The following is a 20,930-nucleotide window of genomic DNA, read 5'->3' as shown; positions in this document are numbered from 1 at the left end:
GTTTTATTCTTACTCACCATTATCAGCATCTAGGACTACCGAGTACTTTGGATCGCCGTAGTCATAAGGAGGTTTTGTCACAACCGGAATCTCCTCAAAGTTCTCTTTTGGAGGTGGTGAAGAGGTTGTCCATTCCAGTCCGGTAGCGTGCCAAGGATTGTTAACTGCCTTTGGCCCGTAAAGCCAAGAGCCTACCATGTTAGCAATAAAAGGCAGTGTCGATGCTCCTAGCAAAAATGACCCCAAGCTAGCAATGACATTCCATCCCTGATATTGTGGGTCGTAGGAAGAAACTCGGCGTAGCATCCCTTGTAAACCTAATGGGTGCATGGAGAAAAAGGTGATATTGGCAGGAATAAAGGTCAGCCAGAAATGCAGCTTACCCCAACCCTCGGCATACATTCTTCCAGTTATCTTGGGAAACCAGTAGTAAATTGCCGCGAAGATTGCCATTGTGATCGTGTTAAAAACGATGTAGTGGAAGTGTCCCACAACAAAGTAGGTATTATTAACGTGGATATCAAACGGCGTGGCAGCAAGCATTACACCAGTAACACCGCCAAAAATAAACATCGCTGCACCTCCCATTGCAAACAGCATTGGTGTCTCTAGGTGCAGCTTACTCCTCCAGATAGTGGCAGTCCAAGCGAAGGCTTTAATACCAGTGGGTATTGCAACTAACATTGAGGTAGCCATAAAGGTCATCCGCATCCAACCAGGGGTGGCACTGGTGAACATGTGATGTACCCAAACGAAGATGCTGACCGCAGCAATACCTAAGGTAGCGATCGCAACTGACCGATAACCAAATAGGGGATTGCGAGAAAATGCAGGCAAAACCTCAGCAAAAATACCGAAAGCTGGTAGTGCCATGATATAAACTGCTGGGTGAGAGTAAAACCAGAATAGGTGTTGGTAAATGATCGGATCGCCATTTGCGTCCGGTTTAAAAAATTGTGTACCGAACGAGAGGTCAAACAACAGCAGGATCAATGCAGCCGTCAAGGCAGGCAAATTAATCAGCTGCAACAGCTGGGCGCTAAAAACTGACCACACAAAGACGGGCATTCGGAAAAATGTCATCCCTGGTGCCCGCATCCAAAAGATAGTAGTTACAAAGTTGACAGCCCCCATAATTGAAGAGATACCGATCAGGACTAGGCTAACTATCCAAATGAATTCACCGTTAATGAACTGATCGCCTGGAACTTGCAGACTAATTGGTGGATAAGACCACCAGCCAGCTTGTGCAGTCCCATTTGGTAGGAAGAAGCTAGACAGTAGTAAAAGACCAGCTGGTGGCAGAATCCAAAAGGAGATGGCGTTGAGCAGGGGAAAAGACATGTCCCGCGCTCCAATCATTAGCGGCACTAAGTAGTTAGAAAGACCTGCATTGAAGGGAATAATCCACAGGAAAATCATGATTGTCCCGTGCATGGTGAACAAACCATTGTAGAGGGGACGGTCAACTAAATTTGATTCCGGGGTGAGTAACTCAGCCCGGATGAGCATCGCCAACAGCCCGCCAATCAGGAAGAAAATGAAGGTCATCACCATGTACTGAACTCCAATCACCTTATGATCGGTGTTGAAGCTGAAATATTCCCGCCAAGTATTCTCAGACTTGTTCTGGTAATTTTTCGATTCTTGATCCCCGGTAATCTCTCCACTCAAATCATGTGTCATTAGTTAGCTTCCTTTTATTGGCAACGGCAGGTTGAGCCGGTGCGACGGTGTACCAGCCGCTATTAAATAATGTTTTCGGTGGTTGGATATTTTCGGCAACTGCCTGATTTGCTGGAGTTTGTTCGCTATTAGCAGTTTGCGTGAGCCACTGGTTATATTTATCAAGGGATTCAACGTATACGTCTGTTTCCATTAAGGCAAAGTAAGTACCGCTAAATTGAGAATCTTTCAGCCGATATTTACCTGCGCGAATGGGTGTTAGCACAAGATTAATCTTGCGCCCTGGAACAATATCCTGCTTTAAGCGAAACTCAGGGACGTAGAAACCGTGGATCACATCCTGCGCTTGCAGATTTAAGCGAGTGCTGCGATTGATCGGCAGATGCAGTTGATTACTAGTAACATTATTTGGATAACGAAAAGACCAATCCCACTGTTTGGCGAAAACATCAATAGTTTCAGACGCAGGTTTGGGGACATCACTGACGATTGCGGCGTAGGCGGGTGCAGATTCTAGGGGTGTGTGCAAATGCACAATTTGGTTTAAACCGAGAATATTTAATTGCTGATAAATATTGAAGCTTTGCAAAGCAATCCACACTACTAACAAAGTCGGGGTTGCTGTCCATAATATTTCTAGCCTCGCATCACCTCTAGAGGGGTGTCCCTCGCTGTAGTCTTTTGGAGTGGCACGATGGAAGACGATCGCATACACCATAATGCCAACCAGCCCCAGGAAGATGAATACTCCAATTGAGACTAAGAAGCTAAACAAATCATCTACCCGTTGTGCTTCTGTTGTAGCTTGGGGAGGCATCCAAGAAAACGCCTGCTGTCCAATCCACCGACTGACGATGAGCAGCACTGCTACATAAAACGCCATTAATACATATTCAAAAACACTAAACATAAAATTCGATAAATTCTCGTTTAATTATTTGTTGTAAAGATTTTTGGAAATGGTATTAGCAGCGGTAATGTGAATCCCAAATTCCTCTCCCAATTGCGCCCCCAAAGTTCCGTGAACGAATAATATGCCCATGATCGCAATGCCTGCTAACAAGTAACTCCACTGCACCTGCCTGGAAGCATCTTTACGCCAGCGGTAGCGTTGCAAACCTCTCCATACAGTCATGCTTACAATGATCCCCAACAGCAAAACGCCACCCAAACCATGTAAAAGCATCGTCCAACCAGCATTTAACCCCCAAGCACTCTTTTGAGCAACTGGTGGATTTGCCAACAGTAGCTCAAAAAAACCAGCAGCAACCGTGAAAAAGGTGATAGCTGATGCTGCTATGAGGTTGTACCAGCCGACATCAAAAAAGCTAGAACGGATGGCTGTCAATCCCAAAAATTTGAAAATTGGCTTTTCTAAAGGAAATAGCGCTCCTGCTATATCAAAAACGATCGCAATGATCAACAAACCCAGCGTTAGATGCACCAACTGCGGATGTACAGGAATTTCGTAGGGTAATCCGTTAGCACCCAGCCGCAATCTCAACTGTTCAATCAGTTGCCAGTTCATGGTGAAACTCCCTGCTTCATGGCTTGAACTACAGGCTCCACGTGCAACCCATATACCCAAAACAGTTTACTCCCCAAATACACTTGCAAAAACACTAGGCAGACTAAAAATGTTGCAGCACCCAGGTAAGCAGGCGGTACTTTTCGGGGGTTGCGGTTGCGAATCACAAAACGCCAAGCTGCGATCGCCACGACAATAGCCGCCAGTGACCAACCCAAGATAGTATGATAATTCAACGTTGGCTGAACGGCTTGGTAGATGTTTGCTAAACCTGCTTCAAACTGACCAAAAATCACCGCTACAAAAATGGCTGCTGAAGCAACAAACATATTCCAGAAACTCACCTCAAACAAACGCACGTTGCGGGTGAAATAGCCCAGCACATCGCAGATGAAAGAAAAAAGCACCATCGCGATTACGAAGTGGACGATGATCGGGTGTAGAGGGTCAGGGTATGGTAAATCTTGGTTATTCAGAGACAGATTAGGCATCGCTTCTCCTTCATGGATCTAAGTGTTTAGATGCGTTGCATGGAATTGCCATCCGCCTAACGCACCACTCATATTGTCAAGAATACTACTGTTAACGCCGCAGCTAAACGTATTAATAAACATTAAAAATTTGCGATGTACTTCAATTTTGAAAGTAATTTTTTAAATAAACAGCTTTATACAAAATTGCTACTATTCTTGATTTGGTTGATTAGATTGGCTATTTTACAATAGCCTATCAGACATTTTAGAGGCGGCTAAAAATGCCTAACTTTTTATATTGTTCTCTAATTTATGTCATTCAGATTGATTAACTGAAAATTTTACTTTAACTAATTACCCCAAGTTGCTCTGAATATACCATGAATTTTGATTAAAATTGATATAAGCTTTAAAATTACATATTTACAACCTTTACAACTAAAGACATACTTTTGTCACAGAAATGACAAATAATTAAAACATTAATCAGTCAAACAACATCATGTTTATCTTTCTTTAGATAGATTAAAAAAATACTGTGTATTCTTAAACTAAAAAAAGTTTTAATCAAAATTTTATCGATTTAACAATCTAAATCGCTAACTTAATACTACGCCTAGAAAGCAACAATATTATGCAATTCTTCAGCTACTTGCAAGAAATACAACTTTTAAAAGTATCAAAATTATGAGCTATTCCCCTAACCTGCTCAAAGGTCAAAAAGCAATTGTGACAGGTGCTAGTTCTGGCATTGGTGAAGCTATAGCTCGCCATTTAGCCGCATCAGGTGCAGCAGTAGCTGTTAACTACCATTCGGAAGCAGAAGAAGCCCAAAGAATTGTCGAAAATATCAAAGCCGCTGATGGAGAAGCATTTGCCATTCAAGCTGATGTCAGCAAAGAAGACCAAGTAAAGGCGATGTTCAGCAAAACGCTCCAAGAATTTGGCACTATTGATATTTTAGTAAGTAATTCAGGCGTTCAAAAAGACTCAGCATTTATAGATATGACCCTTGACCATTGGAACATGGTCATTGGGATAAACCTGACAGGACAATTCTTGTGTGCGCGAGAAGCTGCAAAGGAATTCTTGCGTCGAGGTGTGAAGCCTGATATCTCATCTGCCGCAGGTAAGATTATTTGCATGAGTTCAGTGCATCAAGTAATACCTTGGGCAGGGCACGTTAATTATGCTGCTAGTAAGGGTGGTATAAATATGATGATGCAAAGTATTGCTCAAGAACTTGCTCCCCATAAAATTCGTGTCAATAGTATTGCCCCTGGTGCTATTAAAACCCCAATCAATAAATCAGCTTGGGACACACCAGAAGCAGAAGCGAAGTTACTCCAACTGATTCCAGCAAAACGGGTGGGTGATGTTGATGATATTGCTAAAGCAGCAGTTTGGCTAGCTTCTGATGACTCTGATTATGTTAACGGTATAACAATGTTTGTAGATGGTGGCATGACCTTATATCCAGGGTTTGAGGGGAATGGTTAAAAAAGGAATTAGGACTGGGGACTAATAAAGCTACCTCCTATACCTAATCTTGTGTCTTTTGCCTTTTGCCTTCTGCCTTCTACTGATATGCCTACAAAAGTTATTGTCAATCCTAATCTGATCACAATTAACGATGGTTCCTCATTTTTAGTTACAGCTACTGATGGTTCCATTGATGACAATCAAGCCCAAGGTTTTTTTGTTCGTGATACCCGCTTAATTTCTTATTACGAAATTTCTCTCAATCGTTATCAACTTTCACTGTTAGCTTCTAGTAACATCACGCATCACAGTGCGCTTTACCAATTCACCAACCCGGAACTTACCACTGTCAACGGCATTTTCCCTTCTGGTAGTTTGCTTGTAACCATCCGGCGCGACATTGTAGGAGGGATGCATGAAGATATCGAGATTACCAACCATCACTTAGAAGCAGTTGAGTTTCAACTGATGTTGGCGATTCGTTCAGACTTTGCAGATATCTTTGAGGTAAAAGCAAAGAATATTTTGACACGGGGGGAAACAACAACAACATGGAAAGATGGAATACTTTCTACCGAGTACCGTAACGGTTCTTTTGTCCGAAGCATTGTAACTGAGACAGTTTGTGCAAGTTCAACAGCAAGATATGCAAACGGTCGTTTGATATTTGATGTAGCGATCGCTCCTGGTAAAACATGGCATACTTCGATCAACTTTACAGCCTTAGCCAATGGAGATATCCTCAAACCTGAAGAAAACTCAACTGTGTCTCAGAATACAAAAGCTGGAGAGGTTAGGGATGAATTTCTAACTAATGCGACACAGTTGCGATCGTCTAATGCTGATATTCAAGGATTTTATCAGCAGGCGCTTGTTGATATGGGAGCGTTGCGGATTGAAGTAGATGATAACGGCCATAAGTTTTGGATGCCTGCGGCTGGTATTCCCTGGTTTATGGCTGTTTTTGGCCGTGACTCTATAATTACCAGCTTGCAAACGATGGCAGTTTACCACGGTTTTGCCCGTGGTACGCTTGTCAGGTTGGCTCAACTACAAGCAACTGAGTTAGATGACTGGCATGATGCCCAACCAGGCAAGATGCTGCATGAACTGCGTGAAGACGAGTTAACTAAAATCAATCAACTGCCATACAATCCCTATTACGGAACGGTAGATACTACCATTCTCTGGATTATTACTTTAGCCGAAACCTATTCTTGGAATGCTGACCTGGGGATGCTGGATGAGTGCCGATCGCCACTCGATAAGGCACTGACTTGGATTGATAAATACGGCGATTTTGATGGCGATGGATTTGTTGAGTACTTAACTCATTCAAAAAAGGGATTAGCCAATCAAGGTTGGAAAGATTCAGGTGAATCAATGGTTTACCCGAATGGGAAATTAGTTGATCCCCCAATAGCTTTGTGTGAAGTTCAAGGTTATGTCTATGATGCTTGGCTAAAAGCAGCTTCAATTTATGAGATGTGGGGAGAAAAAGAGCGATCGCAAAACCTCCGTCAAAAAGCAGAATCACTTTATCAACGATTTAATGAACAATTCTGGATGGAATCAGAAGGATTTTACTGTCTTGGCTTAGATAGCAACAAGCAGCAAATCCAATCGATTACCTCAAATCCTGGGCATCTACTTTGGTCTGGTATCGTTCCTCAAGAACGAGCGAAAAAGCTGGCCCTGCGACTTTTTCAACCAGATATGTGGTGCGGTTGGGGTGTGCGGACTCTTTCATCTCAAAATCCAGCTTATAACCCAATTAGTTATCAAAGAGGAAGTGTTTGGCCGCACGACAACTCGATCATTGCTGCCGGATTAAAGCGTTACGGCTACCACGAAGAAGCAGACCGCATCGCTGAGGGTATTTTTGCTGCTGCTAATTATTTTCAATCTGGGCGGATGCCAGAATTGTTTGCCGGAATTGAACGCCAAGAGAATAACTTTCCTGTACCTTATCCCGATGCCAATATTCCCCAAGCTTGGGCTGCTGGCTCGATTCTTTTACTGATTCGCACCATTTTAGGACTTGAAGCCGATGCACCACAGCGAAAGTTAAAGGTACAGCCTTCACTACCAGAGTGCTTGTCAGATTTGGAACTTATAAATCTAAGTGTAGGAGACGCTACAGTTGGATTGCGCTTTTGGCGGGAAGGGAAACAAACTCAATGGGAAGTTACCAATAAAACAGGCGAATTAGAAGTAGGACTTATGCATCAGTAACGAAAAATCCAGGGTTTGGGCTGGGTATTCGTCATCGGGTTGAAGAAGTTTCAAGAGCAAAGGGATACTTGAAGGTTCTGGAGAGGGGTAAATTCGTTTCAGAGACAACAAAAGCCGTTTTGGAGATCGCAAAAGCTATTTCGGAGATTGCAAAAGCTATTTCGGAGATTGCAAAAGCTACTTCGGAGATCGCAAAAGCTACTTCGGAGATTGCAAAAGCTACTTCGGAGATCGCAAAAGCTACTTCGGAGACAACAAAAGCTACTTCGGAGATTGCAAAAGCTACTTCGGAGATCGCAAAAGCTACTTCGGAGACAACAAAAGCTACTTCGGAGATCGCAAAAGCTACTTCGGAGACAACAAAAGCTATTTCGGAGATCGCAAAAGCCATATTATTTGAGGATACTGCCGCAGTTTTAGGTTTATTCGTTGCTTTAATCGGAATCTTCTTAGGACATTTATTTAATAATGTTTATTTTGATGGCATTGCCTCGATTATTATTGGGATTATCTTGGCTATAGTAGCAATATTACTAGCTAGAGAAAGTAAAGGATTATTACTTGGTGAAAGTGCTAACCCTCAAACTATAGCTAGCATTCGTTCTTTGTCAAAAACAGAGTCAGGGGTACAAGAAGTTATCCGAATACTAACAATGCAGCTTGCACCACAAGAAGTATTACTCAACTTGGAAATTCAGTTTGCTAAAAATCTCACAGGTGAGCAAATAGCCTTGACTGTGGAAAGTCTAGAAGCAAAAATTAGCCAAAAACATCCAGAAATAAAACAAATTTTTATTGAAGCAAAGTCTTTAGCTGCTACTCGCAAATATCCTCAACCTTTGGAATAAAATTTAATTACATAAATATCAACTACAGCGTTTCCAAATAGCACTCAAAACAATAAATTATGGTAAAAATTATTGGTCAAGGCCAGGCTTTCGGCTCACCAGGCATTGATCCCCGATGGACTCATGCTAATAAAGATGGAGTAGGAACAGCCTACTCTACCGCAAGTCACGTTTGGTTTACTGTTTGGAACGGTATTGTGACAGAAGTCTACCACCCCACAGTAGACAGTCCCCAAATTCGGGATTTGCAGTATCTTATTTCTGACGGAAAAAGCTTTTTCCACGAGGAGCAATCCCATCTCGAATCAAAAGTAGAATCTATATGGACTCATGGTTTAGGATACCGGATCACTAATTCCGATCCGCAAGGGCGTTATGCTGTGATCAAAGAAGTGATTGCTGATCCGCATTTATCCTGTATTTTACAACATACAAAATTGACAGGAGAACCTGAATTTATCTCCCAACTCCAGCTATACGCCTTGTGTGCGCCACATCTAGAAGTTAGTGGCAGAGGTAACAATGGTTACGTTACCGAAGTTGCAGGGCATCGGATTCTAACGGCGCATAAAGGAGGAACATGGCTGGCGCTAGGTGCAACAGTTCCCTTTACGCATCTTTCTTGTGGTTACGTCGGTGAAAGTGATGGCTGGACAGATTTAGCTGACAATTTCCAGATGGATTGGGAGTTTGGCAGTGCTGTGGATGGCAATATTGCTTTGACTGGAAAACTAAATCTAGATAGTAGTAATGAGTTTACTTTAGGACTGGCATTTGGCACAACTTTGCACAATGCAGTTTCCACACTGTTTCAGTCGCTAAATATTCCTTTCCAACAGCAGAAGCAAGATTATATCGAACAGTGGGAGCGATGTCTAACGACAAGCCGCTCCGCGTCTACGCGCCAGGGCATCCACTCATTAGAAAATGTTTCCTATGATCAAGGGAAGTTGTATCACAACAGCATTAGTCTACTTTTAGCTCATGAAGACAAAGTTTATCCAGGTGCTTTAATCGCATCCCTTGCCATCCCTTGGGGTGAAGCCAAAGACGACCAAGACCAAGGAGGATATCATCTCGTCTGGACGCGGGATATGGTCAGTAGTGTAGCAGGTTTGGTGGCTGCTGGCGAAACTCAAACAGCAGTGCGATCGCTCATTTATCTTGCCACCAGCCAACAAGAAGACGGAGGTTTTGCCCAAAATTTCTGGGTTGATGGCGAACTTTACTGGAAGGGCATCCAGTTGGATGAAGTAGCGTTTCCCATTCTCTTAGGATGGCTATTGCACCAGAAAAATGCTTGCTCAAACTTCGATATCTATCCGATGGTTCAGCGGGCGGCGGGTTATTTAATTCGTCACGGCCCTGCTACCCAACAAGAACGCTGGGAAGAAAACAGCGGTTATTCACCATCAACACTAGCATCCAATATTGCTGCCTTAATCTGTGCTGCTCAATTTGCCCGTGAACGTGGGGATGAAGCAACAGCACAATTTATCGAAGAATACGCCGATTTTTTAGAATCTCACATTGAAGCTTGGACAGTTACCACTGAAGGAACCTTAGTTCCTGGCATTAAACAGCATTATATTCGGATTACTCCTTCAAATATTGATAATCCTCAACCCAACGAAAATCCTAACCAAGGAACTCTTTTCATCAGCAGTCAACCGCTTGGTGAACCAGCAGAATTTCCGGCAAAGGAAATTGTCGATGGCGGGTTTTTACAATTGGTGCGCTATGGAATTCGTAAACCTGATGACCCGATTATTGTTGATTCTGTGAAAGTAATTGATGCAGTCTTGAAAGTAGATACACCCGTTGGGCCTTGTTGGCATCGTTACAATCACGACGGCTACGGACAGCAAGAAGATGGTAAGGCGTACACAGGTTCGGGTAAAGGACGTGCTTGGCCTCTGTTAACGGGAGAACGAGGACATTATGAACTAGCTGCGGGCGGTGATGTCAAAACATATATTAAGGTGATGGAAGGATTTGCTTCAAACACTTGTTTGCTACCAGAACAGGTTTGGGATGAAGCAGATAAACCAGAAATCCATATGTATTTAGGAAAACCAACAGGTTCTGCAATGCCTTTGATGTGGGCGCACGCAGAGTATATTAAGCTGCTACGGTCAAATCATGACGGTCAGGTATTTGATTTGATTCCAGAGGTGGCAAATCGATATTTAGGCGAAAGACAAGAGTGTAAATTATTGGAAATTTGGAAGTTTAACCGTCAAATAGACAAAGTTAAAAAGGGTTATACACTGCAAATTCACGCTTTAGCATCTTTTCAGTTGCACTGGTCACAGGATAATTGGCAAACTGTAGAAGATAAGCCTTCTACTTCCACAAAGTTAGGAGTGGATTTTGTAGATATCTCTGTTTCTGATAACCAGGAACAACCAATCAACTTTACCTTTTTCTGGATAGAAAGTAGCAAATGGGAACAGCACAATTATACGGTTTTAGTTGAGTAGCAGTAATTAGCTTTCATCTTTTCATTAGAGAAAATTAGGAATTGCTACAGTGTATGCGGTAGTTAATAAGATGAAACGGACGAGCTAATTTTTGAGGCATAAAATGAAATCTTTTCCCAAAGTTCACAGATTTTTAACTACTTATAGTGCCAGTACATTCCTAATTTTCATCGCACTGACCATTGGCTGTGCAAATTCCTCTTTAGCCACGGGACAGCAACAACCAAAGCAAGCAACTACAGTGCGTTCTAGCCCACAAACCAACGTCGCCTCTAATCCTCCACGTTGCCAAACTGAACAATTATCAGTACGTAAGGTGTCTGGAAATGCAGGTGTGGGAAATGTCGCAATTATTTATGCTTTCACTAATAAAGGCTCATCGCCCTGTAATCTTTATGGATATCCTGGATTCGCGTTGGTAAACTCCAAAAATCAGCCTCTAAAAGGGGTTAACGTCATCCGTTCACAAAGCACATACTTCTTATCTAAGCAATCTCTACAAAGGGTGACTTTAGCCCCAGGTGGGCAAGCCTCATTTGAGATTGCTTACAACCACACTAGAAGTACTGGTCAGTCGTGCCCGACATCTGTGAAGATTCAAATTACGCCCCCAAACGCCTACCACCACTTTACCCTCCCTCAAAAAATTGACGCTTGCACAGGTAAAGTCAGAGTTACGCCAGTACGAGCAGGCATTATCCAATAGTAGCGATTAGTAGCGATCGCCTCCGAGGAAGAAAAACCTGTTTCGATTGACTTATTGGAGATTTTTCTAAGATAACCACATAATTAAAGAGAACCATTTTTATGCAGAATAACGGATCGCCCAAGCCGACAATTGACTACTGGCATGTCTGGACTGACCACGACGGTATAAGTCACCAGTCCCGTTGCCAAATTGAGGACTTCATCGAGAAAGGCATAGCTCCGGATACATCGCCACAGTGGCTTTCTAATTTGAAGCAGTCCGGTGCCACAATCATTTTTAGTGTGTTACCAGTGGGATGGGTTGGCAACTGGCATGAGAACCCGAAGCCCCAGTGGGTCATCCCTTTGTCGGGACGCTGGTTTGTAGAAACTATGGATGGGCAGCGAGTAGAGATGGGCCCTGGCGAGATTTCATTTGGAGAAGACCAAGGCACGAAACCAGACGCGCAAGGTAATAAGGGTCACTTATCTGGAACAGTAGGTGATGAGCCAGCTGTTCTTATAATGGTGCAACTTGAAGAAACTCCAACTTTCGAGCAATCTTGTCGATTTAAGTAAGACTTCCTCAAAACGACCAGCATTTATTTTACTGTCCCAATGCCAGACACCATATCTATTATTAAGGAAGAAATATTTAACTGAACAGTATTGTCATATATAGCGGTTCCCATTCAGATGCGGTAGAACATTATATCGCCGGGTGTAGGGGCACGGCAATGCCCATTGGCGTCAACTTAAGGTGAAAGCCAGTTTAGAACAGCTTTTAGAGATTGTCTCGTCAAGAGTCTCTGACTGGGAATGCCTAACGTGAGGCTCCGCCTCAAGACTTGCGGCAGAGCCGCAATGAAAGAGCATTTCCAGCCAGAGGCTGTAAACGAGGTTTGAAAAGGGTTTTGGCTTAAGTTGACACGTATGGGCAATGCCGTGCCCCTACGGGTGTAGCTTACGTAAACAAGAACCGCTATAGTTTGGCGCATGTTCATACAGAATTGATATTAGTAGCGCGCTCAATCTGTTCCCACACCAGCGGTTCCTCAACGGGGAAGGACTGGCAGATGGACTGATTTTTTACAACGGGCTTCAGCTAAATGTCAATTATTTTCTTCTAAAGTAATTGTCCCTTGAAGAGTAAGGCATAATTGCCTCTTGAAGATTTACGCCGCTGAGGTTAGCTCCCCTAAGGTCAGCTCCTCTGAGGTTAGTTCCTCTGAGATTTGCCCCTGTAAAATTCGCACCTCTAAGGTTAGTCCAACTCAAATCAGCTTCACTCAAATCAGCTTCACTTAGGTTAGCCTGCAATAAGTAAGCACCACTGAGGTGAGCCTTAGTCAGATTAGCTTTGTATAAGTCAGTTTTATAAAGATAAGTCCCCAACATTTCCGCCTCGTACAAACTTGCCTCGCTGAGGTCAGCCGCAATCAAGTTAGCTTCAATCAGGTTGGCAAAAGAAAGATTAGCCCGGATTAGCTTTGCTGCACCTAAATCGGCATCTCTTAAGTTAGCGCCTGTTAAGTCAGTTCCAATTAGATTAGCATCAGCGATCGCAGCGCCTCCAAGATTCGCCTCACTCAAGTCAGATCCAATCAAATTGGCATGACTCAAATCTGCCTGCGTAAGTATAGCACCACTCAAATCAGCAACACTGAAATTAGCATCACTCAGGTTAGCTTCAACCAGGAAGGCTTTGTAGAGGTTGGCACTACTGAGATCAGCACCACTGAGGTTTGCTCGCACGAGTAAAGCATTACTCAAATCCGCTTTTCTCAAGTTTACCCTCTGGAGGTTTGCGCCTCTGAGGTTATCCCCTTGTAGGTTTGCAGCGCTGAGGTCTGGTTCAATTTGAGGATTTTTCTTTCTCCACTCAATCCATGTAACTGCACCTGCTTTCAGTAAAGCTAGATGCTCTCGATTTGCCATTTTCTCTTTTTTACTCCTTACGCCCACCCAGAGGATTTGCCCGACCAGCTACACCTTCAATCGCCGCTAACGCTCCCGCTGCACCTGCTAAAATATCTTGTTCTTGTCCACCTAAGTAAAGCCGTCCAAAACTACCTACAGCTAGAACCTCAAGAATGTTAATCGACGCTGCTTTCTCAGCTTCATTCGCCGCCAGTGCGGCGTAAGCAGCAGGCTCAACTTCTAATACATACAGCGTTTGCCCTGCTAGTAGTAGCTGTCCCCGTCGCGTGCGATTAATCAGTTGTGTTTGATAAGCATCGATGTTGCGGATAATCTGGCTAGAAATAACCCGCGGTTTGAGACATTCCTCTCTTCGGACTCCCAATGCCGCTAAAATGGCTTGACCAGCAGCTCGCGTTTCGCCTTGGGAGCCAGAATGAACTTCCAGTAGTCCGTATAGTCGTTCAACTATCTGTATTCCCGGACGGACAGAGGCAGATTTCAGGGCTATATCCGTAATTTTATTAATTTCGATACCAGGAGAGATTTCAATCCACAGTGATGTATCCCCTGGTAATGGTAAGAAACCTTGGGCTACTGTTCCCATATATGCTGCATGTTGAGGTTGCAGGCTGTCGAGAAATACGAAACTGCGTAGTTCTATTCCCAAGATTTTGCTCTCCAGTCATAAGGGTAAAAGTTATCTATTGCAAGATAGAAACGCCTAGCTTGGGTCATTTTAGCCACAAGTGAAGCATGGAAAAATACAAAGTAGAAAAATTTTGCTGTCGATAAATCTTACACCTGAGAAGTATTCTGGCAGTAGAAACCGCCTTGACAATTGTACAAGCTTTATTACGCACAAATTGCTGCCTACAATGCCAAAATCGAGCAATACTGGTCTTGATTTACTGATGAAGTTGATGTGACAAAAAAAAGTCTTTAGCTAAACTGAAGCGGGAAAAGTTCACTGGATTTGTGCCAGCATCTTCAAAATACTGCCAAAACCGCAGCTAATTAAAGTGACAGCGCTAAGATTTACACATTGACAAGGTAGGCAAGAAGTGATTTAGCTGGAAACAAGGAAATAACACGCTATTCATTGACTGGCAGGGTAATCAGAAACTCAGTCCCCTCGCCCAAGGTTGAGTTAACTGCGTAGCTTGCCGCCGTAGGCATCGCTCCAGGGGAAGGGAGGATAATTAAATAACCAAAAACTTGATTAAACCTATCTAAACTTCTCCATCACAAAACTTTTGGCATGTCTCTCTAAATATTCGCAGCTATGTTGAGCGATCGCACCTCGTTAAAGAGTCTATTAGAAGTTTAGTGCCAATTCAATCTCACTATCGAACTACACTATTCCTTACTCCCCACCCCCTTTCATAAATACTTTGAGAACCACCTGTGTTTACTATGTTACTAAGACAAGCATCTCAGTTTTGCAAAAATATCTTTTCAAGAATCCGAAAAGTAGCAACTTCAGTTTGGAGATTAAGTATACACCTACCAAAATGAGATGCACTCATTGCTAAGTCATGGTAAATACAAATTTAAAACTGAGATTTAAACCCGTTTCTCACAGTTGGGTTGCTCTTCATCCACAGCCTAAAGGGGTAATTCAATTTATTGCGGGGGCTTTCTTTGGTACATTTGGCCCCATGCTTTTTTATCGCTATCTGCTTCAATCTCTATTCGAGCAGGGATATACAATTATTCTTCTGCCGTTTAATTTTAGTTTTAACCATTATCTAGAAGCTGGTTTTCTGATGAGAGAGCAGTATGAAATTTTGCCAGAGCTTGTAAGGATGGCAAGTGTCGAAAAATATGATTATGAAGCCTATCTAGATGATAAAAACTTTTCTTGGATTGGACATAGCCTTGGCTGTAAATATATCTCCCTGTTAGAAGGATTTACTGCTTTGCCAGATGATCCTCAACATAGGCAAAAGTTTATTCGGAATCTGCTATCTCATACTTCGGATGAGTCACAGATAGAAAGTGTCATTGCAGACATTGACATTCTCGTTGAAGAACTGAAACTAAAAAGTGTAGAAGTTCATAACCTAATTTGCAATTATGTAGGTCGAAAAGTTACAATTAACAGTGTCTTTATTAAGGGGCAAGTTTCTATCCTCTTAGCACCTGATATTAGTGATACAGCCAGCGCAATTCGTCCTCAATTTTTAGCGAATATCATCGACAAACTTGGCTGGGGTGTAAAACCAACCCCTGAAGAAACCCATAACTTAATCAAGCATAGTAAGCTATTTAATATCATGGGTTTGGTCTGTTTTCAGTCTGATAATATTGCTAAATCAACCTGTCAATGGTTTACTAAGACTCTTGGAAGACCACCAAAAAAATTATTGAAAACTTTAGAGGGCGGACACTTAAAACCTTTAGGTATTCAACTAAGCAAGTATGTTGTTAATTTATTTGATAAACCTTTGATTGAATCAGTTCAAGAGCGAAATAAAAGATTTGAGGAGCATGTAATTCAATTACTTAAGGAACTGAGACAAGAATCACCAAAAAAAGTACTGAAAGTTTCAGAATTAGTTATTAAATAGTGTCAGGTTAGCATAATTAGTTATGCTAACCATAGCCAATAACCCCACCCCCTAATCTGCTGTATTTTGACAAACTCAATTATTATTTTTGCAATCTAATTTTTTATTTTGTTGATTGAAAATGCTGTACGTCGAAGAAATTTTTTGCCTGGGGAATAACAAGTATCAAATATACATTGGCGAAAGTGGGATTAAGTACTGGGCAAGCCTAAGCTATGAACAAATGATCACAAGAAGAAAGAAAGGTAAACCCAGGCAGTTATTAAAGTGGTCATATATTGTAGAACTGAAGCAGGGTTGTGAGCTATTCGATACTCTTGTTCCACCAGAGGGAGGTCCTTGGGCACCGTTGATAAGCTATTTAAAAGAAATTGCTCGACAACATTCAGAAGGTAATTTTCCAAGTTAAAACAAGTAATTCATCAACTTGAATAAGACTGGTACACTGTACTACATTTTCTCAGATTCCAACTCCATCATACAAAACTGCCGACTTTAGCCGACTGACATAACAAAGTGCGATCGCTTAGGCTATTGGGCATAGAGATAAAACTAAAGGTATAAAAACATGCTTAATACTATCAGCCCAGTTGCAGAAGACTTAGCAGGTAAAAGCTATGCCATTCCTAACTACCTTCAAACACAGCGCCGTATTTGTTCCCTCATAGACAAATATCTTGCAGTTGAAAAATTACATGCTCGTCTGCAAGATTTACCGATACAGTTTGCTAATCCCCAACCGCGTCCCTGGAAACCTATCGATTGGCAAACAATTAACCGCAATCAAATTATCGGCTTAGACGCAGAGGTATTTTTATCTATATTGATAGGTGCGATCGACACAGAAGCCCCGATTCGCGGCTATACCCAAACCAGTCGGCAGTATTTGGAAAAATTGCATCCTCAGATGGCTCGGTTTGTTGGTGGAACTGTCCGTGAAGATGGCGAACTGCTGGAACTTGGCTTGTGGGAAAAGGAAGAACGTCAGCACACACCAGCATTAATCAAAGTCTACACCCAATTAACAGGCGATAAAATTACCCCAAAACTTCGTACTGTTAGAAGCTATCTTCCCACAAATGACGCTGACGAAGACCTATATCGCCACGGCTTACACCGGATTGCCACAGAATACGGTGCTACCTGTCTTTATATTTGGCTGATGGCTCACACCACTGGCGCACTCCAGGATGTTCTAGAGGAACTAGCACAGGATGAAATCAACCACATGACCAAATTTTGGGGGTTTGGAGTCTGGACTTTCCCTGATACTGGGTTGATGCGAATTGGACGCACGCTGATCAAAACGCGATCGCAAAACTATCAGCGCAACAACCTGATGCGTACCCTACGCCGGATGATGGCTACCCTCAACTGGAATGCTTGGTCATTGGCCAACAAAACAACTCTCCTTTACACCTTCACCTATACGATGCGTCGTCTGTGGAGTTGGAATAATAGCCTGACATCAGAGTATTTGCAAGATTTATTTGGAATTACTCATTAGTACAGGACTAGATTTTACAGCAGAATTCAAGTATTTGAACCACATCTGTCGTAGGGGCGCAAGGTCTTGCGCCCCTACCGCGTGGTCTATTTACCTGAAAATAGCTGTAATAGAGAAGCATTTTATCAGGCTTTGTTGAGTTGCCAAGGACGCGTAGGCGTAGCCCGTCGTAGACATCGCCATTTTGGTCAAGTTAAAGCTTCACTCTCAGCTTAGTGTACTAAACACCAGACATCCCCTCAAAATTAAACCGGATTTTTGCCATCAGGGATAAAGTAAAAGCACCCACATTACCAGGATGGTATATGAGCGCTAATAAATGAAAACATTATTGAGGATAATCTATCTGCTATGACAGACCGAAGTAACTATAAGAATAACAGGCGGTGGGTAAATAAACTGCAAGGGTAGTTACAAATGTTTTGTTAAAAATACTACTTACCGTAAATGCGATGCTTGACTTAGCCAAAATCCAATCGATTGCTCAATCCTATTCTCCTCAAGAACTATTTGCTGCTTTGGTTTGGCAGCGTCGGTTCAATGAGTTTGATGGCGAACAAGTAATTACTGACCTTTCCAACCACAGGAATTTATGGGCAAGCTTTCTGTTCACAAAACCAATCTTTGCACCAGATGAAAACGGTTTAAGCTTTGGTGGTATGGTCGATACCCTTCTTGCAATGGCAAACTATCGTCCCATGCCTGAAACCAGCATCATTCATTTCATTGCTTATCCTGCCGATACCCTATACATTCTTACAGAGAACCAAGACACAAAAGTGTCAGAGCTTTTAGATTTGGGCAAAAAGTGGCGAGCTGACTCAGTAGAGGTAAGTGATGACACGAATGAAGATTATGGTTTGCGGCTTAAGCGCCGACTGAGAACTAGATTGGAAGGGGGGCTATCGGGTGAAGATGTTCACCAGGATTGTAATGCGGTTATTATTACCTACTGGTGGGATTGAATACTTGAAAGTTATTTCCACGTTTTCCTCCTAATCTTACCTGCACCCAGATTGAGCAGCGATCGCAGTCTCTTAATTTTTTTTGAGTAAATTATTCTTTCTTAGGTATTGAGCCGAGGATTTCGGCTCAATACCTATATTGCTTATCACAAAATTAGACTTATGTAAATCATTATTTTTTCAATATAGCAATCCTATTTTATATTTGAACAGAGAAAATTTGGAAGGCTTATGAATCAAGCATTTTACGTAATGTATTGCTCAAAAACCATTGAGGATTACTATCGTAATTATAAAAACTATCAATATGATGTATTGTTAATTCTTTCCCAAAATAGTATTTACTATAATTTAATGCTTGCGATATAAGTTGATGTTTTGGTAAGTTAATTCAGAAAAAATCCTGATATCCAAAATTTAAAGTTAACAAGACTCTCTTGCTAAATCTACTTTAAATTTACTTATCAATGCATTTTAAAATCGCAATGAATTTTTCAACTATTTTATAGGTGTTGGGAGTGATCATGGCAAAATATCTACTAGCTTCTGCTAGTGGGATGGGATTTTTATGTTTAATTGCCGGGTTATTACCTGTGCAAGCCCTTCCTAGTTTAAAAATTGCAGATAAAAACGTAGCTGTTAATCAAGATGACGGCAGCTATGAAAAGAATTATTCTCATCAAAGCAATTTAACAAATAATCTTTCCAGTAAATTGCTGATAGCTAATGAAACTCAAAAAAACTTACCCTCAGTCAATCAACAGCAAAAAACTCAAGATATAGGAGTAGATTCTGCTGTTAACTTGTGGCAGCCAATCATACCACAACCTGCAAGTTCATCTCCAACCTCATACAAACTTGCACAAGTAACATCCGTATCGCAATTGTCTGATGTACAGCCGAATGATTGGGCTTTTCAGGCACTCCAATCTTTAGTCGAGCGCTATGGTTGTATCGCAGGTTATCCCAATCAAACCTATCGCGGTAATCGGGCGATGACCCGCTATGAATTTGCTGCTGGCTTAAATGCTTGTTTAGACCGAATCAACGAACTGATTGCAACTGCAACTGGTGATTTGGTCAACAAAGGAGATTTAGCCACGTTGCAGAAACTACAAGAACAATTTGCGGCGGAATTGGCAACATTGCGGGGTCGAGTAGATGCTGTAGAAACTCGCACAGCAGAACTAAAAGCAAATCAGTTTTCTACTACGACAAAACTCAGTGGAGAGGCAATTATTGCTGGTGTTGGTGCTACTGGTGGCGCTCCTAATCAGAGAGACCCGAACATCATTCTAGTCAATAGAGTGCGGTTAAATCTCACCACTAGCTTTACTGGTAAAGATTCATTAATTACTGGATTGCAAGCCTATAACTTTTTGGGTGGAGCCGATGGACAAGGTAGCCTGCAACAAAGTTTAGGATTAGCTTCGCCACTTTTGAGTGCAAGTAGCGCTCGTACCAGTTTTGAGCCGCAATTTCCGGGGTTAAATGTCAATACTTTGTCGGGTGTTGGCGCAAACAGTATTCAGGTTTATAAATTGCTGTATGTCTTTCCCGTCGCTAATAAATTAACCTTGTTTGCGGGAACTGCGGCAGAGACATCAGATGCTTTCCCAGCAATTACGCCTTTTTATGGTGAAGGACAAGAGTCAATTTCTCGTTTTGGCAACTTGAATCCTGTACTACGGGTTTCTGGTGGAACTTCGGGTACTGGTTTAGCATCGGCGGCGGGATTTATTTTTAACATTTCGCCAAATTTTGATTTAAGAGCTTTATACGGCAGTGTAAATGCCAATTTACCCGAAAAATCTGCTAATGAAGCAGTACCAGGAGTTTCTACTACACCTTTGGGAGCAGGTTTATTTAGTGGTAGTAGTATTATTGCCACACAGTTAACCTTCAAGCCAAGTTCTGCTCTGGATATTGGTTTAAACTATTCCCACAGTTATCACGAAATCAATATTTTGGCTACAGGATTAGTTAGTAGTGATATCGGTGCTTTATCAGGGGTTGCAGTTGGAACACCGCTCACACTCAACTCTGTTGGGGGTACGGTAACATGGCGATTGTCTCCCAAAATAGCATTATCTGGCTACGGTGCAGCAATATTCGTTGATGCTGCTTCCAATAATGTGGATGCTTCCACCACCTTTACAAGTTGGATGGCGGGAATTCACTTCAGAGATTTATTCAAGTCAGGAAATACTGCCGGGATTCTTTTTGGTCAGCCGCTTTTCCGTAGTGATACTGGTGGTGCTGCTCAACTTACGCCCACAGGCGACAACCGGGCGACTCCTTACCATTTAGAAGCCTATTATCGCCTTCAAGTTAGCGATAATATCAGCATTACCCCTGGTGCGTTTGTTCTGTTTAACCCAGAAGGTAACAGCAACAATGACACTACAACTGTAGGTGTACTTCGGACTACTTTTACATTTTAAGAGATTGGGAGTAGGCAGTCATAATCCCCCAAAAAATTGGGGGATTTTGAGATTGGATTAGGACTTACGCAAAATATCTCTCAAACTCTCATTTCTCTG

Annotated in this window: 16 protein-coding genes; 10 read left to right on the top strand and 6 right to left on the bottom strand. The window is 42.2% G+C overall.

Going from position 1 to position 20,930, the window contains the following annotated elements; genetic code table 11:
- Nucleotides 1-9: 9 nt before the first annotated feature.
- From V7K46_RS10705 to V7K46_RS10690, 4 genes are read right to left on the bottom strand one after another with little or no spacing between them, the layout of a single operon-like run.
- Nucleotides 10-1,686, bottom strand: a complete 1,677-nt coding sequence (locus V7K46_RS10705; protein ID WP_335112845.1) for a cytochrome c oxidase subunit I — start codon at nucleotides 1,684-1,686, stop codon at nucleotides 10-12.
- Complete coding sequence (locus V7K46_RS10700; RefSeq protein WP_335112843.1) at nucleotides 1,676-2,596, bottom strand: cytochrome c oxidase subunit II; 921 nt, start codon at nucleotides 2,594-2,596, stop codon at nucleotides 1,676-1,678. The genes V7K46_RS10705 and V7K46_RS10700 overlap by 11 nt, the downstream gene beginning before the upstream one ends.
- Before the next feature lie 24 nt (nucleotides 2,597-2,620).
- Nucleotides 2,621-3,214 carry a DUF2231 domain-containing protein gene (locus V7K46_RS10695; RefSeq protein ID WP_335112841.1) on the bottom strand — a complete coding sequence of 198 codons (594 nt, stop codon included), beginning with the start codon at nucleotides 3,212-3,214 and terminating at the stop codon, nucleotides 2,621-2,623.
- Nucleotides 3,211-3,705 (bottom strand): DUF2231 domain-containing protein, encoded by a 495-nt coding sequence (locus tag V7K46_RS10690; protein ID WP_335112839.1) that lies wholly within the window; start codon nucleotides 3,703-3,705, stop codon nucleotides 3,211-3,213. Before V7K46_RS10690 ends, V7K46_RS10695 begins: the two co-directional genes overlap by 4 nt.
- 669 nt (nucleotides 3,706-4,374) lie before the next feature.
- Here V7K46_RS10690 and V7K46_RS10685 point away from each other — a divergent pair.
- The 6 genes from V7K46_RS10685 (at nucleotide 4,375) to V7K46_RS10660 (ending at nucleotide 12,001) form a co-directional block, all read left to right on the top strand.
- Nucleotides 4,375-5,187: an SDR family oxidoreductase gene (locus tag V7K46_RS10685; protein WP_335112837.1), complete on the top strand. Its 813-nt coding sequence runs from the start codon at nucleotides 4,375-4,377 to the stop codon at nucleotides 5,185-5,187.
- A gap of 87 nt (nucleotides 5,188-5,274) precedes the next feature.
- Nucleotides 5,275-7,404 (top strand): amylo-alpha-1,6-glucosidase, encoded by a 2,130-nt coding sequence (locus V7K46_RS10680; RefSeq protein ID WP_335112835.1) that lies wholly within the window; start codon nucleotides 5,275-5,277, stop codon nucleotides 7,402-7,404.
- A 68-nt stretch (nucleotides 7,405-7,472) separates the two neighbouring features.
- A complete protein-coding gene (locus V7K46_RS10675) occupies nucleotides 7,473-8,252 on the top strand; it encodes a cation transporter (RefSeq protein WP_335112834.1) in 780 nt (259 codons plus the stop codon).
- Nucleotides 8,253-8,311: 59 nt separating this feature from the next.
- Nucleotides 8,312-10,735, top strand: a complete 2,424-nt coding sequence (locus tag V7K46_RS10670; RefSeq protein ID WP_335112832.1) for a glycoside hydrolase family 15 protein — start codon at nucleotides 8,312-8,314, stop codon at nucleotides 10,733-10,735.
- A 103-nt stretch (nucleotides 10,736-10,838) separates the two neighbouring features.
- Nucleotides 10,839-11,441 (top strand): DUF4232 domain-containing protein, encoded by a 603-nt coding sequence (locus V7K46_RS10665; protein WP_335112830.1) that lies wholly within the window; start codon nucleotides 10,839-10,841, stop codon nucleotides 11,439-11,441.
- A 101-nt stretch (nucleotides 11,442-11,542) separates the two neighbouring features.
- Complete coding sequence (locus tag V7K46_RS10660) at nucleotides 11,543-12,001, top strand: cupin domain-containing protein (protein WP_335112828.1); 459 nt, start codon at nucleotides 11,543-11,545, stop codon at nucleotides 11,999-12,001.
- 537 nt (nucleotides 12,002-12,538) lie between these two features.
- On the opposite strand, the gene V7K46_RS10655 is transcribed toward V7K46_RS10660, so the two are convergent.
- On the bottom strand, nucleotides 12,539-13,360 hold the full coding sequence (locus V7K46_RS10655; RefSeq protein WP_335112826.1) for a pentapeptide repeat-containing protein: 822 nt from the start codon (nucleotides 13,358-13,360) through the stop codon (nucleotides 12,539-12,541).
- A gap of 10 nt (nucleotides 13,361-13,370) precedes the next feature.
- Complete coding sequence (locus V7K46_RS10650; protein WP_335112824.1) at nucleotides 13,371-14,012, bottom strand: hypothetical protein; 642 nt, start codon at nucleotides 14,010-14,012, stop codon at nucleotides 13,371-13,373.
- Nucleotides 14,013-14,880: 868 nt separating this feature from the next.
- On the opposite strand from V7K46_RS10650, the gene V7K46_RS10645 reads away from it, so the two are divergent.
- The 4 genes from V7K46_RS10645 to V7K46_RS10630 all read left to right on the top strand — a co-directional run bounded on the left by V7K46_RS10645 (nucleotide 14,881) and on the right by V7K46_RS10630 (nucleotide 20,831).
- On the top strand, nucleotides 14,881-15,915 hold the full coding sequence (locus V7K46_RS10645) for a DUF1350 family protein (RefSeq protein WP_335112822.1): 1,035 nt from the start codon (nucleotides 14,881-14,883) through the stop codon (nucleotides 15,913-15,915).
- Between the two features lie 568 nt (nucleotides 15,916-16,483).
- Entirely contained in the window at nucleotides 16,484-17,422 is a 939-nt protein-coding gene (locus V7K46_RS10640) for a ferritin-like domain-containing protein (protein ID WP_335112820.1), read from the top strand.
- Between the two features lie 452 nt (nucleotides 17,423-17,874).
- On the top strand, nucleotides 17,875-18,387 hold the full coding sequence (locus V7K46_RS10635) for a hypothetical protein (RefSeq protein WP_335112818.1): 513 nt from the start codon (nucleotides 17,875-17,877) through the stop codon (nucleotides 18,385-18,387).
- A 524-nt stretch (nucleotides 18,388-18,911) separates the two neighbouring features.
- Nucleotides 18,912-20,831, top strand: coding sequence for an iron uptake porin (locus tag V7K46_RS10630; RefSeq protein ID WP_335112816.1), 1,920 nt, complete (start codon nucleotides 18,912-18,914; stop codon nucleotides 20,829-20,831).
- Nucleotides 20,832-20,930: the final 99 nt, after the last annotated feature.

Source organism: Nostoc sp. (assembly GCF_036917395.1).
In the GTDB taxonomy this organism is placed as follows: domain Bacteria; phylum Cyanobacteriota; class Cyanobacteriia; order Cyanobacteriales; family Nostocaceae; genus Nostoc.
Note: the sequence above shows the minus strand (reverse complement) of the source record. Positions and strands in the feature narration are given on the sequence as shown.